Here is a 21,170-nt window from a genome sequence, read left to right as displayed (position 1 = left end):
TGAAGCGTACCCGGGTCCGAAGGGAAAACTGCGGAACGGCAGCTGGGCAAACAGAGAAAAAGGGCAGCAAAAAGGGCCCATCGAAAACGATGGACCCTTCTTGTTTTGGTCGGGGTGACAGGATTTGAACCTGCGACCTCGTCGTCCCGAACGACGCGCGCTACCAAGCTGCGCCACACCCCGTAACCACTGCCTATCCGGAGGTTTCCCTCCCGGCGAAGCAACTTTACAAGTGTACTCGACAACCTGCGGGAGCGCGAAATCAGCCTCCGGTCCGGTGCTGCAGCGTTACACGAGCGAGTCCTGCCAGGCCGCATTCAGGGCCGCGAAACGTCCGGTGCCGCTGGTGAGCTCGGCCGGGGTGCCGTCCTCCACCACCTCGCCGGAATCCATCACCAGCACCCGGTCCGCGATTTCCACGGTCGAGAGCCGGTGCGCGATGATCAGCGCGGTGCGGTTGCCCAGCAGGGTCTTCAGCCCCTGCTGCACCAGACGTTCGCTGGGAACGTCCAGGGACGACGTCGCTTCATCCAGGATGAGCACCGCCGGATCTGCGAGGAACGCGCGGGCAAAGCTGATCAGCTGCCGCTGCCCGGCCGAGACCCGGCCGCCGCGCTTGTTTACATCGGTCTCGTACCCCTCGGGCAGGGATTCAATGAAGTCATGGGCGCCCACGGCGCGGGCGGCGGCCTCGATCTCCTCGGGCGAAGCACCGGGTTTGCCCAGCGCTATGTTCTCCGCCACGGAGCCGCTGAACAGGAACGCTTCCTGCGTCACCATAACGACGGCGCGGCGCAGGTCCCGCTGGGTGAGGTCCCGCAGATCGGTGCCGTCCAGCAGGACCGCGCCGGCGGACGGGTCATAGAACCGGGCGATCAGCTTGGCCAGCGTGGACTTGCCGGCGCCCGTCTGGCCCACCAGCGCCACGGTCTGGCCGGCGGGGATGTGCAGGTCCAGGCGGGGGAGTACCAGGGGGCCGTCCCCGTAACGGAACTCCACGCCGTCGAACCTTACGTCCCCCTTGGCGTCCCGGAGTTCCACCGGGTGTTTGGGCGGGCGCACGGTCGGTACCTCTTCGAGCAGGCCGGAGACCTTTTCCAGGGCCGCGGACGCGGACTGGAAGGAGTTGTAGAACATGGCCATCTGGTCCACGGGCTGGAAGAACCGCTTGGCGTAGAGCAGCAGCGCCAGCAGCGCGCCGACTTCGAGGCCGCCGTCGAGCACCCGGTAGCCGCCCACCAGCAGCACCACCGCCACGGTGGCGTTGCCGATGAAGATTAGCCCGGGCTGGAACACACCGTTGAGATTGATGGAGCGCAGCGTGGCCCGGCGGTAGTCCTCGGCCAGTTCGTCATTCTTCTGCGCGTTCACGGTTTCGCGGCGGAACGCCTTCACTGCGCGGATGCCTGTCATCGTTTCGACGAAGTGCACAATCAGCCGGGCGGAGGTGACCCGTGAGGCGCGGTAGGCGATCTGGGAACGCTTCTGGTACCAGCGGGTCAGCAGGAACATCGGCACGAACGCGACGCAGAGCAGCACGCCGGTACGCCAGTCGAGCGCGAAGATGCTGATGGCTACGAACACCATGTACATCGCTCCGGAGGTCAGGGAGCTGATGCCCGAATCCAATAGTTCGCGCAGCGCCTCGAGGTCCGAGGTCTGCCGCGAGATGATCCGGCCGGAGGTGTAGCGTTCGTGGAATTCAAGGCTGAGCCGCTGGGTGTGCCGGAACACGCGCAGCCGCAGGTCCAGCAGCATCGCTTGGCTGAGCTGGGCGGTGGACCGGACGTAGCCCGCGGTCAGCCCGGCCGCCAGGACCGCAGCCAGCAGGTACGTTCCGCCGGCCGCCAGCAGCGGCAGCGACCTGCCGTCCTGCAAGGCAGGAAGTGCATGGTCGATGCCGAAAGCGATGATCGCGGGTCCGGCCACCCGGGCAGCCTGGGAGAAAACCACCAGGGCGATGGTGAAGATGAACCGGCCGCGGTTGGGACGGACCAGGGACGTGAGCAGGGACAGCGAACGACGCCGCACCGCCCGGTTCTGCTCCCGGTCCAGGTCCAGGTTGTCCTCACCTGCCGTGCCGACGCCGGCTCCGGATTGCTCCCCGGGCCCGGACTGGGTTCCGGGGACGGGAGCGCCGCCGCGGCGGATACTGAACCGGCTCACCGGAGAACCTCGCTCTCATTTTCAAGCCCGCTGTCCAGGTCCTGCGGCGCCGCCGGCAGGCTGGCAATCACATGGCGGTAGTGTTCGCTGCCAGCCAGCAGCTCGGCATGGGTGCCGACGGCGGCAATCCTGCCGTCCTGCATCAGGGCAACCCGGTCGGCCAGGGAAACTGTGGAGGGACGGTGCGCGACCACCAGGGTGGTGGTGTCCGCGAGGACTTCGCGCAGCCGGTGCTCCACCAGTTCCTCAGTGCGCACGTCCAGCGCGGAGAGCGGATCATCCATAATCAGCACCGTGGGCCGGGCAGCGATCGCCCGCGCCAGGGCCACACGCTGGCGCTGGCCGCCGGAGAGGCTGAGGCCCTCCTCGCCAATCAGGGTGTCCACGCCGTCGGGCAGGGAGTAGACAAACTGTGCCTGGGCGACTTCCAGGGCTTCACGCAGGGTGTGCTCCGCTTCGGCGTCGGTGGCGGCGTCCGCCCCGAGCAGGACGTTTTCGCGGACCGAGCTGGAGAACAGTGTGGTGTCTTCAAAGGCGACGGACACTATCCGCCGCAGTTCCTGCAGCGGATAGTCCCGCACGTCGATGCCGTCGATCCGGATGCTGCCGGCCGTGACGTCGTACAGCCGGGGGACCAGCTGCAGCAGCGTGGACTTTCCGCTGCCGGTAATGCCAACCAGCGCCATCGTTTCACCGGCGCGCAGATCCAGGCTCACGCCGTCGAGCACGTCCTTCCGATCGGCAGCGGCGTCCGGGTAGGCGAAATGCACGTCCTCGAAGGAGAGCTGCCCGTGGACCTCATCCGGCTTCGCCGGGTGCTCGGGATCAGTGATGGTGCGGCGGGCATCCATGACCTCGAAGTGCCGGTCGATTGCGGTGGCCGCGGTCAGGGTCATGGACAGCAGCGGCCCCATGGACTCCACGGGACCCGCGACGACGGCGGCGGTGGCGAAGAACGCGACGAGGGCGCCGATGCTGACCTGGCCGTCGTTGACCAGCAGGATGCCCAGTACGAGTGATACTGCCAGCGCCGCCTCGGGCAGCAGGGTCACCACCAGGGAAAACTTTGCCAGCGAGTTGGCCTTGTACACCTCGGTCTGGCGCAGGCCCTCGGCCTGCTCCTCGAACGCGTCCAGTGCCTCGGAGCTGCGTCCGAAGGCCTTCAGGACCCGGATGCCGTGCACCGATTCCTCGACGGTGGTGGCCAGATCACCGGCCTGGTCCTGGCTCTGGCGGGATACCCGGCCGTAGAAGCGGCGGAACCGAAAGCCGTACACGATGATCGGCACGGCGGCGAGCAGGAAGACGATGGCAAGCTGCCAGGCGGTGAAGAACATGATGGTCACGCCGATGAGCACGGTCAGCGCGGTGACGATCAGCATCAGGGCACCGAAAGCCATCCAGCGGCGGATCAGGTTCAGGTCGCTCATGGCGCGGGAGAGCAGCTGGCCGGATCCCCAGCGGTCGTGGAACGCAACGGAAAGGGCCTGCAGGTGCCGGTAGAAGGAGGTCCGGAGGCTGGTCTCCACGATTGTGGACGGCGCGACGGCGAACTGCCGCCGCAGCGCCATGAACACTGCTTCCAGCGTGCCCAGCGCCAGGACGATGCCGGTGGCCCACCAGAGTGCGGTCACCGCCCCGCCGGGCTGCAGGTAGGAGTTCACCAGGACTCGGAGCACCTGCGGGATGGCCAGGGCGACGACGCTGGCCCCGATTGCGCAGAGGAAACCCAGGAACAGGCGGGGGAGGATCGGTTTGATGTGCGGGTACAGGCGCCCCAGGGATTGCCACAATGATGTCTGCGGGGGCATGAATCCTCTTCAAGACGGAGAGGTCCGCGCCGGTGGGTGCGGGCCGGATACCGCTCAATCCTAGGCCACGCCGGGCGTGGTTACGACGCCGCGCGCCCGTTTCGGCCCTTCCCGCCGAGAGGCCAGTTGCGGCTCGTTTCGGCGCTCTAAGGAGCCGTAACTGGCCTTTCGGCGGGGGTGAGGGTGAGGAGGACGGCCTCGGGGCGGCAGGCAAAGCGCACCGGAGCGAACCGGGACGTGCCAATGCCGGCAGAAACGTTCAGCGGCACGGTGCGTCCATTGTGCTCCCAGTCCGTCAGGCCCTTGGCCCGCCAGGTGGGAAGGTCGCAGTTGCTCACCAGCGCACCGTAGCCGGGGATGCAGACCTGGCCGCCATGTGTGTGGCCGGCGAGGATCAGCTGCGCGCCGCCGTCGGTGAAGTAGTCCAGCACGCGCTGGTACGGGGCATGGGCGACGCCGATGCGCAGGTGCCGGGCGGAGCCCGACGTCGAACTGCCCGCGGGGAAGCCGGCGTACCGGTCACGCTTGAGGTGGGGATCGTCGACGCCGGAGAAGTCCAGGCGCAGTCCGTTCAGGACCACGGACTGGTTCCGGTTGGTCAGGTCGATCCAGCCGGCATTCCCAAAGGACGTGAACATGTCAGCCCAGGGCAGTTTGGCCGGGTTCTTCCGCAGCTTGGACGGCGACGTGAAGTAGGTAAACGGGTTCTTCAGCACCGGCGCGTAGTAGTCATTGGACCCGGGAACGAACACACCGGGGAAACGCATCAGCGGCTTGAGCGCTTCCAGCAGCGGCGGCACGGCCTGCTGGTGGCTCAGGTTGTCGCCGGTGTTCACCACGAGGTCGGGTTCAAGATCCGCCAGGGACTGCAGCCACCGGGTCTTGCGGTCCTGTCCCGGGACGTAGTGGATGTCCGAGAGGTGCAGGACGCGCATGGGCCTGCTGCCCGGAGGCAGCACGGCCAGCGTCTCGGTGCGGATGCCAAAGAGGTTCCTCTCAATGAGGGACCCGTAGGCAAAGGCCGCGGCGCCGGCAGCAGCGAGGCTGCCGGCAGTCCACGCGGCGGATCGAAGGACCGGGGCCACCGGATTTTCAGCTGCCAAGATCAGTCGTCGTTGTTCTGGTTGTTGCCATTGTTCCCGTTGCCCCGATTGTTGTCCCGGTTCGGGGCAGGGGAGCTCGGAGCCGGCCGCGGGGCAGGTGCCTGGCCCACGATGTTCGCCGGCGGATTGGCGAACGGGTTCGCTTCGTACTGGCCCGGGACCCGCTGGATGAAGTTCTTCCAGGACGGTCCGGCGATCAGCGAGCCGTCAATCTCCGGGTAGTACCGGCCGCCGATCAGCTTGTCCGACATAGACGTGTTGTTGGCCTTCCAGTTGCCGATCCAGGATGCGGTGGAGAGGCCGGTGCTGTAGCCCATGAACCAGGTCTGGGACCGGTAGTCGTTGGTGCCGGTCTTGCCGGCAATCGGCACGCCAACCTGAAGGTTGAGGCCGGAGCCGTTGGTCATCACGCGCTGCGTTGCCATGTTCACGCCCTGCGCCACTTCCTTGCGCATGACCTGCTCGCAGTTCTCCTCCGGGACCGGGAATTCGGTTCCGTCGCTGCTCTTCACGGAAACGAGCGCACGGGGTTCGCACTTGAGGCCCTCGGCGGCGAAAGTTGCGAAGCCGGTGGCCATGGACAGCGGAGAAGCATCGCCGCCGCCGCCGAAGGTGGACGGCGGGTTCACGGCGAGCATCTCGGGTTCACCGCCGGCGCTCTTGCCGTTGTGTACGCCGGAGGCAAAGGCCATCTGCTGGAACTTGCACAGGTCCAGCTCATTGGCGGAGGCCAGCGTGATGGTGTTCAGCGACTGGGCCAGGCCTTCAAGCACGGTGGTGGTCCGGTAGTTCGTGTCGCCGTAGTTAATAGGAGTCCACGGGTCCAGGATGGCGTACCTGCCGCCGGGCAGGCAGCTGGCATTCCAGGTGTGTCCGGCCGGGTAGGTCCGCTTGTTGCCGTTCAGGGTGGCGTTCAGCGTCTTGCCGGAATCCAGCCACGCGGCGACGGTGAACGGCTTGTACGTGGAGCCGGGCTGGAATCCGCCCAGGCCGTTCAGGAACTTGCTCTGATCGCCGTTCTGGTAGACGTCCACGTTGAAGTTCTGCACGGAGTTGCCGTCCGCCAGCTCCGGGGTATACCGGGTGTTCTGGGCCATGACCAGGATGTTGCCGGTTCCCGGCTCAACGCTGACCATTGAGTGGCCGATTTCGGGATCGGTGGTGTCCGGATTCGCGGTTTCGTTGATCGCTGCCTGAGCGGCTTCCTGCAGCACCGGGTTGAGCGTGGTGGTGATGTTCAGCCCGCCTCGGTACAGCAGCTTCTTGCGGTCTTCGAGCTCAGCACCGTAAGCCGGGTCGCCGAGGATCAGGTGCTCCACGTAGTCGCAGAAGTAGGGTGCCTGGGCTGCTCCCACGCAGTTGCTGGGGACCGGAGTCAGGACCAGTTCCAGGGGCGTCGCGACGGCGGTGTCGTGCTCCTCCTGGGTGATGCGTCCCTTTTCCAGCATGGCTTCAAGCACCAGGTTCCGCCGGGCCAGGGAGCGGTCGGGATTCAGTTCCGGACTGTAGAAAGTCGGTCCGTTGACGACGCCGGCGAGCAGGGCCGCCTGGGCGATGCTCAGGTCCTTGGCATCAACGTTGAAGAAGTAGCGGGCGGCAGCCTGGACTCCGAAGGTGGTGCCGCTGAACGGCACAATGTTGAAGTAGCCCTCCAGGATCTCGTCCTTGCTGAGTTCCTTCTCGACTGCGATCGCCAGCTTGATTTCGCGCAGCTTGTCGCCGACGGTCTTCTGGCCGCTGAAGACTACCTCCCCGCCTTCCTGAAGGTTGGTATCGATGATCACGTTGTTCACGTACTGCTGGGTGATGGTCGACGCGCCGCGGGTTCGGTCAGAGGTGACGTTGGAGACGATGGCACTGAAAATGCCCTGCAGGTCCACACCGCCGTGCTCGTAATAGCGGTCGTCCTCGATGGCAAGCATCGCGTCGATCATGTGCGGGGAGACTTCGTCCAGCGTGATCGGCTGCCGGTTCTCCTCATACAGAGTGGCGATCAGCGAGCCGTCGTTTGCATAGATACGGGAGGGTTCAGCCAGTGCCCCGCGCTGCAGCTCGGAGGGGAGCTGGTCGAAGAACTGAATGGAACCGGAGGCAGCCGTGCCTGCGGCAGCCGCGGCCGGCACCAGCAGCCCGGCGGCCAGGACACCGCACAATGCGCTCACGCCGAAGAAGGCGACGATCTTGCCCAGAGTGGTAGCAGTGTCAAAAAAAGGGGATTTGCGAGCTGCCATGCCGATCAGTCTACAAGCACGCGCTAGTCTTTGGATCATGAGCAAATGGGAATACTTCATTACACCGCTGCCTTTGCACACCCCCGGTGCCGTGCTGAACATGCATGGTGAGGAAGGGTGGGAGCTGGTGCAGATTACCCCGGCCCCGAACGGCACCGGTTCGGTGGCCTACATGAAGCGGGAGAAGGCCTGATGAGCGCTGCACCGGAGGCGGTTTCCGCCGTCGAACAGCGCCTGGCTGAACTCGGCCTGGAACTGCCCCCGGTCGCAGCCCCGGTCGCGGCCTATGTTCCGGCCGTAGTCAGCGGAAACCACGTGTATACCTCGGGCCAGCTGCCGTTCATTGACGGTGCGCTGCTGGCTGCCGGCAAGGTCGGCGAGGAGGTCACCGCGGAGGAAGCCAAGGCCTACGCCGCGCGCTGCGCCGTCAACGCGCTGGCCGCCATCAAGGCGCAGATCGGCGACCTGGACCGGGTAACCCGGATCGTCAAGGTTGTTGGTTTCGTCGCCTCCAGCCCGTCCTTCACCGGACAGCCGGGAGTTATTAACGGAGCGTCCGAGCTGCTGGGCCAGGTGTTCGGCGAAGCCGGAAGCCATGCCCGGTCCGCCGTCGGCGTGGCAGTGCTGCCGCTGGACGCCCCGGTGGAAGTGGAAGTGATCGCCGAATTTGCCTAACGTCTCCACCCGGCATTTCCAGTTGCCGCCCTGGCAACAGGGCGCAGCTCAAAGCTGGTTTGAACGCGGTGAAGGAGCCGCCCGCAAGCCGCGGGCGGCGTCGTCCGTCCTATTGCTGCGCGACTCCCGCCAGGGAGCCGAAGTCTTTCTGCGCTACCGACGAGGCGAATCCCCGCTGGGCAAGATCGCCTTCCCCGGCGGCAGCCTGGAGGAATCCGACAGCGATTCGCTGCCCTGGTACGGGCCGTCACCGGCCGAGTGGGCTCGAACCTTGGGGATGGACGATCCGCAGGAAGCCCGCCGCCACGTCGTAGCTGCGGCACGGGAGCTGTTCGAGGAAACCGGTGTGCTGCTGGCAGGGCCGGACGAGTCCACCCTGCTGGAAAGCAACCGGGGACCGGACTGGATGGCGGCGCGGGTTGGCATTGCCTCCGGCGATGAGTCCTTTCCGGCCCTGCTGGCCCGCCGTGGCCTGGGGCTGCGCAGTGACCTGCTGCGCCCGCTGACGCACTGGCTGACCGCAGACTTTGCGCTGCGCCGCTTCGATACCCGCTATTTCGCTGCCGTCCAGCCGCTGGGGCAGGAAACTTCGCTGCTTGAATCCAAGGGCGTCTGGGGTCAGTGGCGGGTAGCTTCGGTGGAGATGGAGCGTGCCGGGACCACGGCCCTCGGTGATGAAGTGGGCCAGCCGGACACCGTGGGACTGACCCTGGAACAGCTCACCGTTCCTGCCGTTGCGCTGATGATCGAGAAGCTGGCCAAGGCCCGCGGCTGCATCGCCTACCTGGCGCACCGGCGGGCGAACGAAGTGTTCCAGCCCGAGCTTGTGGAGGCCGGTGACGGATACGCCCTGCGCGTGACGGCCACCGACGCCGCGGAAGGTTCCGGGCACCGCGGGCGCTGAGAAGAGCTGCATACAAAAGCGGCACCGTTTCCGAAAGGAAGCGGTGCCGCTTTGTATGCCGGAAAAACCTAGCGGGAGCGCTGGCGGAGGCGCTGCACGTCCAGGATGACGACGGCGCGTGCTTCCAGGCGCAGCCAGCCGCGCTGAACGAACTCGGCCAGGGCCTTGTTGACGGTTTCGCGGGAAGCGCCGACCAGCTGGGCAAGCTCTTCCTGCGTCAGTTCGTGGGCCACCAGGATGCCGTCGGTCGCGGGGCGGCCGAAGCGGTCCGCAAGGTCCAGGAGCGCCTTGGCTACACGGCCCGGAACATCCGAGAACACCAGGTCGGCCAGGGACTCGTTGGTGCGGCGCAGGCGGCGGGCCAGTGCCTGCAGCAGCTGGACGGACACCTCCGGGCGCGTCTCGATCAGGGCGCGCAGGTTCTCGTGGCGCAGGCCTGCCAGGCGCGTTTCTGACACAGCGGTTGCAGTGGCGGTGCGGGGGCTCGGGTCGAACAGAGCCATCTCGCCGAACAGTTCGCCCGGGCCAAGAATGGCCAGCAGGTTCTCGCGGCCGTCAGGAGCGGAACGCCCCAGCTTGATCTTTCCGGACACGATGAAATAGAGCTGGTCGCCCTGGTCGCCCTCGCGGAAGACAGAGGCTCCGCGGGACAGATCGACCTCGGTGAGTTCGTCGGTCAGTGCGGCGAAGACGTCGTCTCCCAGTGAGGCGAACAAAGGCGCGCGGCGCAATACCTCGATATCCATGAAATCTCCTGTTAATAGTTGTCGCTTCTACTATCTTGCCGCACCGAACGGGCATGTGACAGCCGTAATAGCTTTGTTCGCCCTCGGATGATAAAACGCCCCGGCTGGTGTGGGCGCCGTTACAGCGCCCCGGGAACCGTCAGCGCCGACCGCTAGACTCGGGAGGCAAAAGCGTAAACCCGCCCCGCCACGCACGTGTACTTACATCATATTGGAGCTCTTTGTGCTCGGATTCACCGTTCTGGACATCATTCTGGGGCTGTCCCTGCTCTTTTACCTGCTGGCAGGGCTGCGGAACGGTCTGGCGGTAACGCTTGGCGGCATTGTGGGCTTCGTTGCCGGGGCTGCGGCAGCGTTCTTCGCCATTCCGCTGGTTTCAGGCTGGGTCCCGGATGAAGGCTGGCGGCTGGCAGCGGTGATCGCGACCGCCGTCGTGCTGGTCCTGGTGGGTCACGCTGCCGGAGCTGCATTGGGTGCGGCAGTGCGGCGCTGGTTCAACTTCGCGCCGCTGCGCGCCCTGGACCGGATCCTAGGCGGCGCGCTGAACGTGGTGGTTGCCGCCCTGGTGATGTCCATGCTGGCGTTCAGCATCGGCACCCTTGGCATGCCCTTCCTGTCCCAGCAGATCGCCTCTTCCAAGGTGCTGATGACCATCGACTCCATTACGCCCAATGCGGTGAAGTCGGTGGCAGCGCAGGTGCGTTCGTTCACCCTCGACGAGGGGCTGCCGCGGATTTTCGACGGCGCCGAACCGCAGGCGGTGGAGCTCCCTGCCGAGGGCATCAGTTCCGAGGCGCTGACCGCTGCCTCCGCGTCGGTCCTGAAGATCACGGGCACGGCGTTCCAGTGCGGGCAGAACCAGACCGGTTCCGGGTTTGTCGTAGCCGAGGACCGGGTCATCACTAACGCCCACGTAGTGGCGGGGGTGAGCGAACCGGTGGTCCAGGTGCCCGGCGGGGGTGTGCTTCCCGGACGTGTGGTTCACTTCGATCCGGCCCGGGACCTGGCGGTCATTGCCGTGGAGAACCTGGCAGCGGAGCCGCTTGCGCTCTCCTCCGAGCTGCCCAACGGGACCACTGCTGCCTTCGCCGGATACCCGGCGGGCGGCCCGTTCCGGCTTCAGACCGCCGTCGTGCAGAACCTCGGCGATGTGTCCGTGCGCAGCATCTACGGGACCTCCCCGGAAGTCCTCGAGGTGTACACGCTGGCCGCCAACGTACAGCAGGGAAACTCCGGCGGCCCGCTGCTGGACATCGACGGCCGGGTGGCCGGCGTGGTGTTCGCCAAGACCACCGGCGACCAGCCGATCGGCTATGCGCTGTCCCTGGCTGAACTTGGCCCCATCGCCGAGGCCGCCCCGGATTACCGCAGCGCGGTGTCTCCGGGGGAGTGCATCAGCGAGTAGCGGTCCCGGCGGCAGCATCCAGCTTCGCTGCCAGGTACTCCACGCCCATCCGGTACCCGGCAACGCCGGCGCCGCAGATAACCACATCCGCCACGGCGGAGACGTAGGAGTGGTGGCGGAACTCCTCCCGCTTGTGGATGTTGCTCAGGTGCACCTCCACCACGGGCAGGCCCACGCCGGTGAGGGCATCGCGGATAGCCACGGAGGTGTGGCTGTAAGCGCCGGGGTTGATGACGATCGCGTCGGCGAGCCCGGGCGCGCCGTGAATGGCATCAATCAGGTCGCCCTCGTGGTTCGACTGGATGCAGTCCACGCTCCAGCCGTGGGCTTCCGCGGCTGCAGCGGCGGCAGCCTCAACGTCATCCAGGGTTTCCGTCCCGTAGACGGCGGGTTCGCGGGTGCCGAGCAGGTTGAGGTTGGGACCGTTCAGGACCAGAAGGTTGCGGGTGAGTTCGGTAGTCATGGGTTCAACTATGCCGCAACCCCGGTGCCGGCTTCCGTCTGTGACTGTGCCCGGATACGGCGTCCAGCAGCCAGAGCGCCGGCGATGGTGATCAGGGACATCAGCGCCAGGACCGCACCGGGATGCCACCAGGCTGCGGAAGTCGCGTCGGAGAAGAGCTGCGTGACAGCCGGGGTGAAGCCTGCAGCAATGCCGGCGAAGCTGTAGGCCAGGGACATGGCGGTGTAGCCGGTCCTTGCGGGGAACAGGTCCGCCATCAGCCCGCCCAGGGCCGCCCACGCAGCCGTTGGGGCGATGCCGCCGATCAGGATGGTCAGGATATACAGCGGCTGGTTGGCGATGCTGATCAGGTAGTACAGCGGGAACGCAATGACTGCGGTGGCTGCCGCGCCGGCGGCCACAACACGCGCGGAACCGATTCGGGTGGCAAGCCATCCGAACGCCGGAATGGTGGCCAGCTGAAGCACCGAACCAACCAGGGCGGCGTTAAGCACGGTGGATTCGGACAGTCCCAGCACACCGACGCCGTAGGCCTGGGTATAGGTGGTCATCAGGAAGTAGGAACCGATGCCCAGCAGAGCGGCGGCCATCGCAATAACGACGGCGGCGGGCTGGCTGCGCAGCACCTCCAGGACCGGAACGCGGGCCACCTTGTGCTGCTCGGCGACATCCTTGAACACCGGCGTCTCATCAATCGCCAGGCGCAGGTAGAGGGCCACCGCCATAAACGGGAAGGCCAGCAGGAACGGGATCCGCCAGACACCGGCCTCCATCGCCTCGGGGGAGACCTGGGTGAGGATCAGGAAGGTTGCGGTGACCATGATGGTGCCGACCGGTGAGCCGATCTGCGGGATGGCGGCGTAGAGGGCACGCCTGCGCGGCTCTGCGTGTTCGCTGGCGATCAGGACGGCGCCGCCCCATTCCCCGCCAACGGCCAGGCCCTGCAGCAGCCGCAGGGCGACGAGCAGGATGGGGGCCCAGACGCCGATCGCGGCGTAATCAGGCAGCAGGCCAATGATGCCCGTGGCCAGGCCCATTAGGACGATCGTGTAGATGAGTGATTTCTTCCGGCCCACCCGGTCGCCGATGTGGCCGAAAAGAACGGCTCCCAGCGGGCGGGCGACGAAGCCCATGCCCAGGGAGAGGAATGCCAGCAGGGTGCCGGTCAGCGGATCCACGTCGGGGAAGAACACCCGGTTCAGGATCAGCGCGGCAGCGGTGCCGAAAACGTAGAAATCATAGGATTCCAGTGCTGTCCCGACGAAGGATGCTCCGGCGACCCTGCGGGCCATCCGGGAACGCTGTGCGGGGTTCACCGTTGTGGAGGAAGTAGACACAAGTGCTGATTGTGCTAGGTGCCGGCAGCTTTCGCCAGTTGCTGAGCTGAACGTCACTTTTTGGACCGCCCGGCGCAGGCGGCCGGCGGTGAACGGCGGCTGCCGCTCCTATGGAAGCTGGCGTTCCAGGACGGCCTGCCCGGCCTGCAGCAGGGAATCACCGACCGCCCCGGGATCGGAGACGTAGCCGTGGATCATGGCGCCGTCGCGCAGCATGATCAGCTGGTCCGCGGCCAGCTCCGGGTCCTTCGCTCCCAGCCGGTCCGCCAGCCCGGCAACCAGTTCCCGGAACCAGTCCCGGTGGCGCGCGACGGCGGCGCGCACCGGGTGGTCACCGGCAGGGTATTCAGCGGCGGCATTGATGAACGGGCAGCCGCGGAATCCCGGCCGGCACGCTTCGGCGCCCATGGCCTGGGCCAGGGCCTTGAGTGCCTGGCACGGGTCCTCCGGCAGGTTCCCTGCGGCTTCCCGGATGAGGGCGGACTGACGGTCAAGATACGCGGCCACCAGATCATCCTTGGTGGGGAAGTACCGGTAGAAGGTGACCTTGGTGGTGGCTGCGGCGGCAATGATCTTGTCTGCGCTGACGGCGCGGATGCCTTCGCGGTAGAAGGCTTCGGTTGCGGCGTCGAGGATGCGCTCGCGGACCGGCACCGCAGTGCCGGCGGGCTGTGCTGCCATTCGAACCTCCTGTGGTAGCCCGTCCGGAGGGACTGGCCATTAGTAGACTTACTAGTTAGTCTACTAGCAGAACGGCGGAAAGCTCCGCTCTTCGAATGCCAAGTGTTTCCAACGTGAAGGAGAACCCGATGAGCGCCATTTACACAGCAGTTGCCACGGCTACCGGTGACGGCCGGAACGGGGAAGCCCGCACCAGCGACGGCCTGCTGGAAGTCGACCTCGCGGTTCCCACCGAGATGGGAGGCGCCGGCGGCGCCACCAATCCCGAGCAGCTTTTCGCCGTGGGCTACGCCGCGTGCTTCCATTCCGCCCTGAAGATGGTCGCCCGCCAGGCCAAGGCCGAGATCAGCGACAGCGCCGTGACTTCCGAGGTCAGCATCCATCCCAAGGAAGAGGGCGGCTTCCAGCTCTCCGTGGCCCTGCACGTGGAGATGTCCGGTGTTGATCAGGCCATGGCGGACAAGCTGGTCCAGGAAGCCCACCAGGTGTGCCCGTACTCCAACGCCACCCGCGGCAACATCGAGGTGGACGTGGACGCCGTCGTCGGCTAATCCGCCCTTTCCCCGTGGGGATAACAGAACGAAATAACAGAAACTGCCCGTATCAGGCTCGATACGGGCAGTTTCTGTTATTTCGACGTGCAGGGCGCGGAACCTACTTGCGCAGGGACTCCGCGATCTGGGACATCACGGTGTTGTCCGCCAGGGTGCTGGAATCGCCCGGCTCCCGGCCTTCCGCCACGTCCTTGAGCAGGCGCCGCATGATCTTGCCGGAACGCGTTTTGGGCAGTTCCGGGACCACCAGGATGTGCCTGGGCTTGGCGATCGGGCCGATCTCCTTGCCCACGTGGTTGCGCAGGGTGGTGACGATGTCGTCGTCGTCCTTGGCACTGCCGCGCAGGATCACGAACGCGACCACTGCCTCGCCGGTGGTGTCATCGGTGGCACCGACCACGGCAGCTTCAGCCACCGAAGGATGGCTGACCAGTGCGGACTCGATTTCCGTGGTGGAGAGCCGGTGCCCGGAAACGTTCATCACGTCATCCACCCGGCCCAGCAGCCAGATGTCCCCGTCCTCGTCCTTCTTGGCGCCGTCGCCGGCGAAGTACATGTTGTCGAACCGGGACCAGTAGGTGTCCTTGAAGCGCTCCGGATCTCCCCAGATGCCGCGCAGCATGGCGGGCCAGGGCTCCTTGACCACCAGGAAACCGCCGGAGCCGTTCGGCACCGGTTCGCCCATCTCATCAACAACGTCCACAGAGATGCCGGGAACGGGAACCTGCGCTGAACCGGGCTTGGTCGCGGTGACACCGGGCATCGGAGCGATCATGTGCGCGCCGGTCTCGGTCTGCCACCAGGTGTCCACGATCGGCGCCGGAACCTCTTTCTTGCCGCCGTTGGCGCCGATGACCTGCCGGTACCACATCCATGCCTCGGGGTTGATGGGCTCGCCCACCGTGCCCAGCACGCGGATGGAGTCCAGGTTGAACTTGCCGGGGATGTCCCGTCCCCACTTCATGCAGGTGCGGATCGCGGTCGGCGCGGTGTAGAGGATGGAGACCTTGTACTTCTCCACCAGTTCCCACCAGCGGCCCTGGTGCGGGGTGTCGGGTGTGCCCTCGTACATCAGCTGTGTGGCGCCGTTGACCAGCGGCGCGTAGGCGACGTAGCTGTGGCCGGTGACCCAGCCGACGTCGGCGGTGCACCAGTAAACGTCGCTCTCCGGCTTCAGATCGAAGGTGGCCCGGTGGGTAAACGCGGTCTGGGCCAGGTAGCCGCCGGTAGTGTGCAGGATGCCCTTGGGCTTCCCGGTGGTGCCGGATGTGTAAAGGATGAACAGCGGGTGCTCGGAATCATGCGGCACGGGCGCGTGCTCGGTGCCGGCGGAACCCACGACGTCGTCCCACCAGACGTCGCGGCCTTCGGTCCACTCGACGGGCTCGCCGTTGCGCTTGACGACGACGACGTTGGTGACCGTGTGCCCCTCCTTCACCAGGGACTCGTCCACTGCGGGCTTCAGGAGGCTGGGCTTTCCGCGGCGGTAGGAGCCGTCAGCGGTGACGACCAGCTTGGCCTCGGCGTCGTCGATGCGGCTGCGCAGCGCGTCAGCGGAGAAGCCGCCGAAGACCACCGAATGCACGGCGCCGATGCGCGCGCAGGCCAGCATGGTGATCACGGCTTCGGGAATCATGGGCAGGTAGACGGCAACGCGGTCGCCCTTGGTGACACCGAGGGACTCAAAGGCGTTCGCTGCCTTCTTCACTTCCTCGGTGAGCTGGGCGTAGGTGTAGGTGCGGGTGTCCCCGGGCTCGCCCTCGAAGTAGATGGCCACGCGGTCTCCGCGGCCCTCTTCCACATGCCGGTCCAGGGCGTTGTAGGAAGCGTTCAGCTTCCCGCCTACAAACCACTTGGCAAATGGTGCCTCACTCCAGTCCAGGGTCTGGGTGAAGTCCTCATCCCAGCTGAGCAGCTCCCGTGCCTGCTGGGCCCAGAACTCCGGTCCGGAAGCGGCAGCCTCTTCATAGAGCCCGGGCTGCGCCACTGCAGAGGCGGCGAATTCTGCGCTTGGCGGAAAGCTGCGGCGCTCGTGGTAGAGGTTCTCCAGTGCGTCACCGTGCTGCTTGACCGGAGGCTGTTCAGACATCTCGGACCCTTTCCGTTGGCTTGGACCCGGCGCCGGGACCGGGTTGTCGCCCGGCCGGCGGGGCTGTTGGTGATGTTGTCCTTACCCTAACGCGGCAGCGGCGATGGTGTGGCACCGGTCACAACGGGCTCCGTGAAACGGGGTGATTATGCGATAAACGGTAGCCCCGGTGCCCCGGCACGGGGGTGAAGCGGTAGTCTGGCCTGCTGGCGTTGACTAGGCTGTCACTGAAAGCAAACCGCTTGCGGCGCCGCTGTGACGGTGCCCTGCACGGTCGGCGCACCCGCCTTCCGGATGGCTGCTGTCGGAACGGAGAACAGAATGAACCAGCCCCATATTGAACACGAGGAGCGCGCTGCCGCGGACGCCGCCGGCATCCAGGGCGCTGAACCGGGATCAGGGGTTCGTGCGGTAGCGGGGCCCTTCGGGCTGCGCGACGTAGTTGTGGGCTCCGCCGTGCTGGTGATGCTGATCGGAAGCGTCCTTCCCTTCGCCATTGGCACCGGACGGAACCTGTGGACCGCTTTCAGCCTGTTCTACGTCGGGATCGGCATCATCATGCCCCTGATTGTGGCCGGGCTCTTCATCGCCCGCCGCCTTGCCCCGTCTGCCCGGCTGCGCGTTGGGTCCCTTTCCCTGGACCAGTTCGCTTCCGTGATCGCGGTGCTTGCCGCCATCTTCTTCTTCCTGCAGATTGTCTACGTCTTCAGCATCGGCTCCCTGCTTGGGCTGATCGGTTCGGTGGCGCTGCTTGCCGCCACCACCTTCGCGCCCCACATCCCGCCGTTCGCCGCGGAGTTCAGCGACCGCAGCGAAATCCCCGCGCACCCCGTTGCCCGGGAGGCCAAGCCGCTTATCCGCGTGCCCAAGCCGGCCCCGGCGCCCAAGCCTGATGCTGCCGGTGCGCCGGCAGGGGCCAGCGCCCCGGGCATGTTCGGCCAGGGCAAGCCGGCCGGGACCGTTCAGGGCGGCGCTCCCCAGACCGGAGGCGCGCCCCAGGCTGGAACCGCGGGTGGAACCCCGCAGCAGCCTGCCGCTTACGGCACCGCAGGCCGGCCCGACGGCGCAGCAGGCGCGCCGGCGGACGCCCGGACCGCTGCGCAGGCGGGTTCGGTGCAGACCGGTTCAGCCCAGACCGGTTCAGCCCAGGGCGCCGGCGCAGGTACAGGCGCTGCCACTGCGGCTGGTGCTGCTGCCGGTGCAGCAGCGGCCGGCGCCGCAGCGGCTCCCGGCACTCCCGGCACTTCCAGCTCCTCCGACAAGGAGGGCACCCCCGGCGCCCAGGGAACCTCCGGAGCACCCGGAACCCCCGGTACCGGGACCGGCGCAACTGGAAGTGGAACCGGAACCGGTACACCCGGAACGGACCGGGAGACCTCCGTTTCGGCTGGCGAAGACCCGCTTCCCGCCACCACGGTGAACCCTGCCGTCCAGGGCGGAGCAGCGGCGTCGAACACCCAGTCCCAGGAATCCATCTCCGCCACCCGCGAAGAGAACGAGAACGTGGTGGAGGCCTTCTGGTTCGCCGTCGGCACGCCGCGGCAGATCGTCGACGAACGCACCGGCCTGCCGCTGTTCATGTTCTACCCGGGTGACTGGGAACTCGGCCTGGAAGACCGCGGCCACGAGTTCCTGGTCCAGGACAAGCGCACCGGACGGATCGGCGTGCTGCGGGACCTGACCAACATCGAGCGGGTCAGCGACGACAGCTCCGGCCACTAATAAACCACCCCACCGATGCCCCGGCGCCCGGATTCTTCCGACAGCGCCGGGGCATCGTTGACTGCGAAGGACACACATGCCCACCGGCAACGATGCCTCACCGCTGGCACTGAAGCGCCGTGCACGGAAGATCAACCGTCTGCTCGGGGAGCTGTACCCCTACGCGGTGGCGGAACTGGATTTCACCAACGCCTTTGAGCTGCTGATCGCCACGGTGCTCTCCGCCCAGACCACCGACGTGCGCGTCAACGCCGTCACCCCCGTCCTCTTTGCCCGGTATCCGGATGCCCGTGCCCTCGCGGAGGCGGATGAGGCCGAGCTGCAGGAACTGATCCGGCCCACCGGTTTCTTCCGCGCCAAGTCTGCAGCGATCAAGAAGCTGGCCACCCAGATCGTTGACGATTACGACGGCGAGGTGCCCAACAAGCTCGAGGACCTGGTCAAGCTGGCCGGTGTTGGCCGCAAAACTGCCAACGTGGTGCTCGGCAACGCTTTCGGAGTTCCGGGCATCACCGTGGACACTCACTTCCTCCGCCTGTCCCGCCGGTTCGGCTGGACGGAGTCGAAGGACCCGGTGAAGGTCGAGCAGGATGTGGCCGAGCTTTTTGAACCCAAGGACTGGACGCCGCTGTCCAACCGGGTGGTCTTCCACGGCCGCCGGGTCTGCCACGCCAAGAAGCCCGCGTGCGGTGCGTGCGCCGTCGCGCAGCTCTGCCCGTCCTACGGAGAAGGCGAAACGGACCCGGACAAAGCCCGGAAGCTGCTCAAGTATGAGCTGGCACCGGGACGCGAGGACCTGCTGGCCCGGATGATGGCCTCCGAAACCAGGGCCCAGCTGCGGGCTGCCGGTTACGGGCTCGAGGCATGAGCGCACAGGCACAGCTGGAAGCTTTCGGCAGCCTCGTCAGCAGCGGAGGCGGACGCTTCGGACGCGACCTGCGCTTCCTCACCCGCGCCGTCGACCCGGCGGTAGCCCGGGAGGCTGCAGTGCTCATTCTCTTTGGTGTCCTGGATGAGAACCCCGCGCGGTTCCATTCGGAGGCCGTTCCGGACGACCTTGATGTCCTGCTCGTGGAGCGTGCCTCCACCCTGAACGACCACCCGGGCCAGGTGGCCTTCCCCGGCGGCGGGGTGGACACCGCCGATGCCGACGCGGTGGCCGCAGCGCTTCGCGAAGCGAACGAGGAAACCGGGCTGAATCCCAGCGGCGTGCGGGTGCTGGGCACCCTGCCGAAGGTGGGGCTGCCGGTGAGTAACTTCCTGGTGACCCCGGTCCTGGGCTGGTGGGACAAACCCACCCCCGTGGACGTCGTGGACGAAGCTGAGTCTGCCTCGGTGTTCCGGGTGCCGGTGGCTGATCTGCTGAACCCGGCCAACCGGCGGACCACGGTGCTGCGCAACAGCGGGCAGGAGCACCGCGGCCCGGCGTTCCTCGTCAACGGCGTAGTGGTCTGGGGTTTCACCGCCCTGCTGCTGGACGAGGTCTTCAACCAGCTCGGCTGGACGCTGCCCTGGGACGAGACCCGGGAAATGGTGCCCCCGCTGTAGCTACTTCGCCTCGGCGTAGGAGTCGACGGCGGCACACACCACCGGGAACTCCAGCGGAATCTTCCCGAAAATCAGCTCGGTGGCCTCGGCAGCAGCTTCTGTGACGATCGCCTCGGCTTCTGCCACCCGCTCGGCAGGCACGTGGAGCATCACCTCGTCATGCAGGAAGAACACCAGTGCACCCGCCGGCGCGGTGCGCGACGCCGCCCGCAGCCGCCGTCGTATCCCCGCCAGCCAGCAGGTCGCCCACTCAGCCGCGGTGCCCTGCACCACGAAGTTCCTCGTGAAACGTCCGCGGGAACGGGCCAGGTTATCCGCCCGGCGCTGTTCCTCGGCCGATGCCGTGCGCTGTGAGGCCAACCAGCGTTCGGAGGCCGGGGGAGTGCTGCGCCCCAGCCGGCTGGAGACCGTGCCGCCGGTTTCCCCGGTGCGTGCGGCGCGTTCCACGACGGCGATGGCCCGGGGGTAGTTCCGGGTCAGGACGGGCATCAGACGGCCGGCTTCGCCGCTGGTCGCGCCGTACATGGCCCCGAGCATGGCGACTTTCGCCAGCGACCTGTCCCCGTTGAAACCCTGGTCCGCGATGCCCTGGTACAGGTCCTTGCCCCGGGCAGCTGCGGCCAGGGCCGAGTCCTGGCCCAGGGCGGCGAGGACCCGCGGTTCGAGCTGGGCGGCGTCGGCCACCAGCAGCTTGTGGCCGGGATCCGCGCGCACGGCGTCGCGGACGTACTTCGGGATCTGCAGGGCACCTCCGCCGCGGGAGGACCAGCGGCCGGACACCACTCCGCCCACCACGTACTCGGTGCGGAACCGGCCGTTCTCCACCCAGTCGTCGAGCCAGGACCAGCCGCTGGCGGAAAGCAGCCGCGCCAGTTTCTTGTAGCGCAGCAGGGGTTCGATCGCGGGATGGTTTTGCTGCTCCAGTTCCCAGGTGCGGGTGGTGCGGACTTCGATGCCGGCGCGGTGCAGGGCGCGCAGCAGCTCCTGCGGGGAATCGGGGTTGAAGGACGGATTGCCGAGTTTTGCCCGCAGCTCTGATGCTGCGGCTTCAAGTTTTGCCGGCCGCTGGCCTTCCGGCGGGCGGGCGCCCAGCTGGTCTTCGAGCATGGCTTCGTGCAGGTCCCGGCGCCAGGGAATGCCGGCGTGCTCCATTTCCGCGGCGATCAGGCCGCCGGCTGATTCGGCAGCGAGCAGCAGGGTGAGCCGACGGCGTTCCGGGCTTCCGGCGACGGCGGCGAGCTGGTCCTGGAGTTCTTCGGTGAGTTCCTCGACCGTGCGGATGCTGCGCCGGGAGCGCGGGTCGAGGGACTCGGCGCCGTCGAGCCCTTCGAACAGTGAGCCCTGGTCCGGTGCCGGCGGCAGCGGGAGCAGCTGGCGGGGTGCCAGATCCGGTTCGTCCTCCGGGCGCCGGGCCCGCAGTTCCTTGATGTAGGGGGTTGCGGCGGCGAATTCGGAATTGCGCAGGATCTCCCGGCACGGCGTGAGGTCGTGGCTGCGTTCCACGCTGATCCCTGCGGCCAGGAGTCTGCCGTAGGTGTCCCGGCTCCGGTCCCAAACCCAGCGGACCGGCTGCTGCTCCGCGTTCGCTATGGCGCGCGGCAGCTCAGCTCCGGGTACGACGTCGGGCGGTGCTGTGGGTGCCCCGGCGGCGTCGGCAGGCTGCAGGGCCCAGGCATCGGAGCTCCCGGGAGCGGGAGCCAGGACTACGTACATGCCTTCATTCTTCCCTGTCCCG

General features: G+C 66.9%; 18 protein-coding genes and 1 tRNA gene. 8 read left to right on the top strand and 11 right to left on the bottom strand.

Features of this window, described 5'->3' with window-relative positions:
- Window positions 1-106: 106 nt before the first annotated feature.
- The 5 genes from ACWGQ2_RS05990 to ACWGQ2_RS05970 all read right to left on the bottom strand — a co-directional run bounded on the left by ACWGQ2_RS05990 (window position 107) and on the right by ACWGQ2_RS05970 (window position 7,311).
- Window positions 107-183: transfer RNA gene (locus tag ACWGQ2_RS05990), tRNA-Pro, on the bottom strand.
- A 105-nt stretch (window positions 184-288) separates the two neighbouring features.
- On the bottom strand, window positions 289-2,061 hold the full coding sequence (locus tag ACWGQ2_RS05985; RefSeq protein WP_452015378.1) for an ABC transporter ATP-binding protein: 1,773 nt from the start codon (window positions 2,059-2,061) through the stop codon (window positions 289-291).
- Between the two features lie 101 nt (window positions 2,062-2,162).
- On the bottom strand, window positions 2,163-3,977 hold the full coding sequence (locus ACWGQ2_RS05980; RefSeq protein WP_452015256.1) for an ABC transporter ATP-binding protein: 1,815 nt from the start codon (window positions 3,975-3,977) through the stop codon (window positions 2,163-2,165).
- Between the two features lie 146 nt (window positions 3,978-4,123).
- On the bottom strand, window positions 4,124-5,080 hold the full coding sequence (locus tag ACWGQ2_RS05975) for a metallophosphoesterase (RefSeq protein ID WP_452015254.1): 957 nt from the start codon (window positions 5,078-5,080) through the stop codon (window positions 4,124-4,126).
- A 2-nt stretch (window positions 5,081-5,082) separates the two neighbouring features.
- A complete protein-coding gene (locus ACWGQ2_RS05970) occupies window positions 5,083-7,311 on the bottom strand; it encodes a transglycosylase domain-containing protein (RefSeq protein ID WP_452015252.1) in 2,229 nt (742 codons plus the stop codon).
- 37 nt (window positions 7,312-7,348) lie between these two features.
- On the opposite strand from ACWGQ2_RS05970, the gene ACWGQ2_RS05965 reads away from it, so the two are divergent.
- Genes ACWGQ2_RS05965 through ACWGQ2_RS05955 form a run of 3 tightly spaced genes read left to right on the top strand, consistent with a single transcriptional unit; the run spans window position 7,349 to window position 8,890 of the window.
- Window positions 7,349-7,504, top strand: a complete 156-nt coding sequence (locus tag ACWGQ2_RS05965; protein ID WP_141653630.1) for a DUF4177 domain-containing protein — start codon at window positions 7,349-7,351, stop codon at window positions 7,502-7,504.
- Window positions 7,504-7,986 (top strand): RidA family protein, encoded by a 483-nt coding sequence (locus tag ACWGQ2_RS05960; protein WP_452015250.1) that lies wholly within the window; start codon window positions 7,504-7,506, stop codon window positions 7,984-7,986. The genes ACWGQ2_RS05965 and ACWGQ2_RS05960 overlap by 1 nt, the downstream gene beginning before the upstream one ends.
- Window positions 7,979-8,890, top strand: coding sequence for an NUDIX hydrolase (locus ACWGQ2_RS05955; protein ID WP_452015248.1), 912 nt, complete (start codon window positions 7,979-7,981; stop codon window positions 8,888-8,890). The genes ACWGQ2_RS05960 and ACWGQ2_RS05955 overlap by 8 nt, the downstream gene beginning before the upstream one ends.
- Before the next feature lie 68 nt (window positions 8,891-8,958).
- Here ACWGQ2_RS05955 and ACWGQ2_RS05950 read toward each other — a convergent pair whose 3' ends face one another.
- Window positions 8,959-9,636, bottom strand: coding sequence for a Crp/Fnr family transcriptional regulator (locus ACWGQ2_RS05950; protein ID WP_055239104.1), 678 nt, complete (start codon window positions 9,634-9,636; stop codon window positions 8,959-8,961).
- A gap of 223 nt (window positions 9,637-9,859) precedes the next feature.
- Between ACWGQ2_RS05950 and ACWGQ2_RS05945 the strand changes: the two genes are divergently transcribed.
- Window positions 9,860-11,041: a MarP family serine protease gene (locus tag ACWGQ2_RS05945; protein ID WP_452015246.1), complete on the top strand. Its 1,182-nt coding sequence runs from the start codon at window positions 9,860-9,862 to the stop codon at window positions 11,039-11,041.
- Here the strand turns inward: ACWGQ2_RS05945 and aroQ are convergent.
- The 3 genes from aroQ to ACWGQ2_RS05930 all read right to left on the bottom strand — a co-directional run bounded on the left by aroQ (window position 11,031) and on the right by ACWGQ2_RS05930 (window position 13,522).
- Window positions 11,031-11,504 (bottom strand): type II 3-dehydroquinate dehydratase, encoded by a 474-nt coding sequence (aroQ, locus tag ACWGQ2_RS05940; protein WP_452015244.1) that lies wholly within the window; start codon window positions 11,502-11,504, stop codon window positions 11,031-11,033. The genes ACWGQ2_RS05945 and aroQ overlap by 11 nt on opposite strands.
- Before the next feature lie 8 nt (window positions 11,505-11,512).
- Window positions 11,513-12,841 (bottom strand): MFS transporter, encoded by a 1,329-nt coding sequence (locus ACWGQ2_RS05935; RefSeq protein ID WP_452015242.1) that lies wholly within the window; start codon window positions 12,839-12,841, stop codon window positions 11,513-11,515.
- Window positions 12,842-12,949: 108 nt separating this feature from the next.
- Window positions 12,950-13,522, bottom strand: a complete 573-nt coding sequence (locus ACWGQ2_RS05930; RefSeq protein ID WP_452015240.1) for a TetR/AcrR family transcriptional regulator — start codon at window positions 13,520-13,522, stop codon at window positions 12,950-12,952.
- Window positions 13,523-13,650: 128 nt separating this feature from the next.
- Between ACWGQ2_RS05930 and ACWGQ2_RS05925 the strand changes: the two genes are divergently transcribed.
- On the top strand, window positions 13,651-14,073 hold the full coding sequence (locus ACWGQ2_RS05925; RefSeq protein ID WP_452015238.1) for an organic hydroperoxide resistance protein: 423 nt from the start codon (window positions 13,651-13,653) through the stop codon (window positions 14,071-14,073).
- 103 nt (window positions 14,074-14,176) lie between these two features.
- Here ACWGQ2_RS05925 and acs read toward each other — a convergent pair whose 3' ends face one another.
- Window positions 14,177-16,165 carry an acetate--CoA ligase gene (acs, locus tag ACWGQ2_RS05920; protein WP_452015236.1) on the bottom strand — a complete coding sequence of 663 codons (1,989 nt, stop codon included), beginning with the start codon at window positions 16,163-16,165 and terminating at the stop codon, window positions 14,177-14,179.
- Window positions 16,166-16,486: 321 nt separating this feature from the next.
- Here acs and ACWGQ2_RS05915 point away from each other — a divergent pair, with 321 nt between their 5' ends.
- The 3 genes from ACWGQ2_RS05915 to ACWGQ2_RS05905 all read left to right on the top strand — a co-directional run bounded on the left by ACWGQ2_RS05915 (window position 16,487) and on the right by ACWGQ2_RS05905 (window position 19,435).
- Window positions 16,487-17,887 carry a hypothetical protein gene (locus tag ACWGQ2_RS05915; RefSeq protein ID WP_452015234.1) on the top strand — a complete coding sequence of 467 codons (1,401 nt, stop codon included), beginning with the start codon at window positions 16,487-16,489 and terminating at the stop codon, window positions 17,885-17,887.
- A gap of 76 nt (window positions 17,888-17,963) precedes the next feature.
- Complete coding sequence (gene nth / locus ACWGQ2_RS05910) at window positions 17,964-18,755, top strand: endonuclease III (protein ID WP_452015232.1); 792 nt, start codon at window positions 17,964-17,966, stop codon at window positions 18,753-18,755.
- Window positions 18,752-19,435, top strand: coding sequence for an NUDIX hydrolase (locus ACWGQ2_RS05905; RefSeq protein WP_452015230.1), 684 nt, complete (start codon window positions 18,752-18,754; stop codon window positions 19,433-19,435). The genes nth and ACWGQ2_RS05905 overlap by 4 nt, the downstream gene beginning before the upstream one ends.
- On the opposite strand, the gene ACWGQ2_RS05900 is transcribed toward ACWGQ2_RS05905, so the two are convergent.
- Entirely contained in the window at window positions 19,436-21,148 is a 1,713-nt protein-coding gene (locus tag ACWGQ2_RS05900; RefSeq protein ID WP_452015228.1) for a bifunctional 3'-5' exonuclease/DNA polymerase, read from the bottom strand.
- Between the last annotated feature and the right edge of the window lie 22 nt (window positions 21,149-21,170).

The sequence above is a fragment of the Arthrobacter sp. NPDC055585 genome (genome assembly GCF_053619115.1).
Note: the sequence above shows the minus strand (reverse complement) of the source record. Positions and strands in the feature narration are given on the sequence as shown.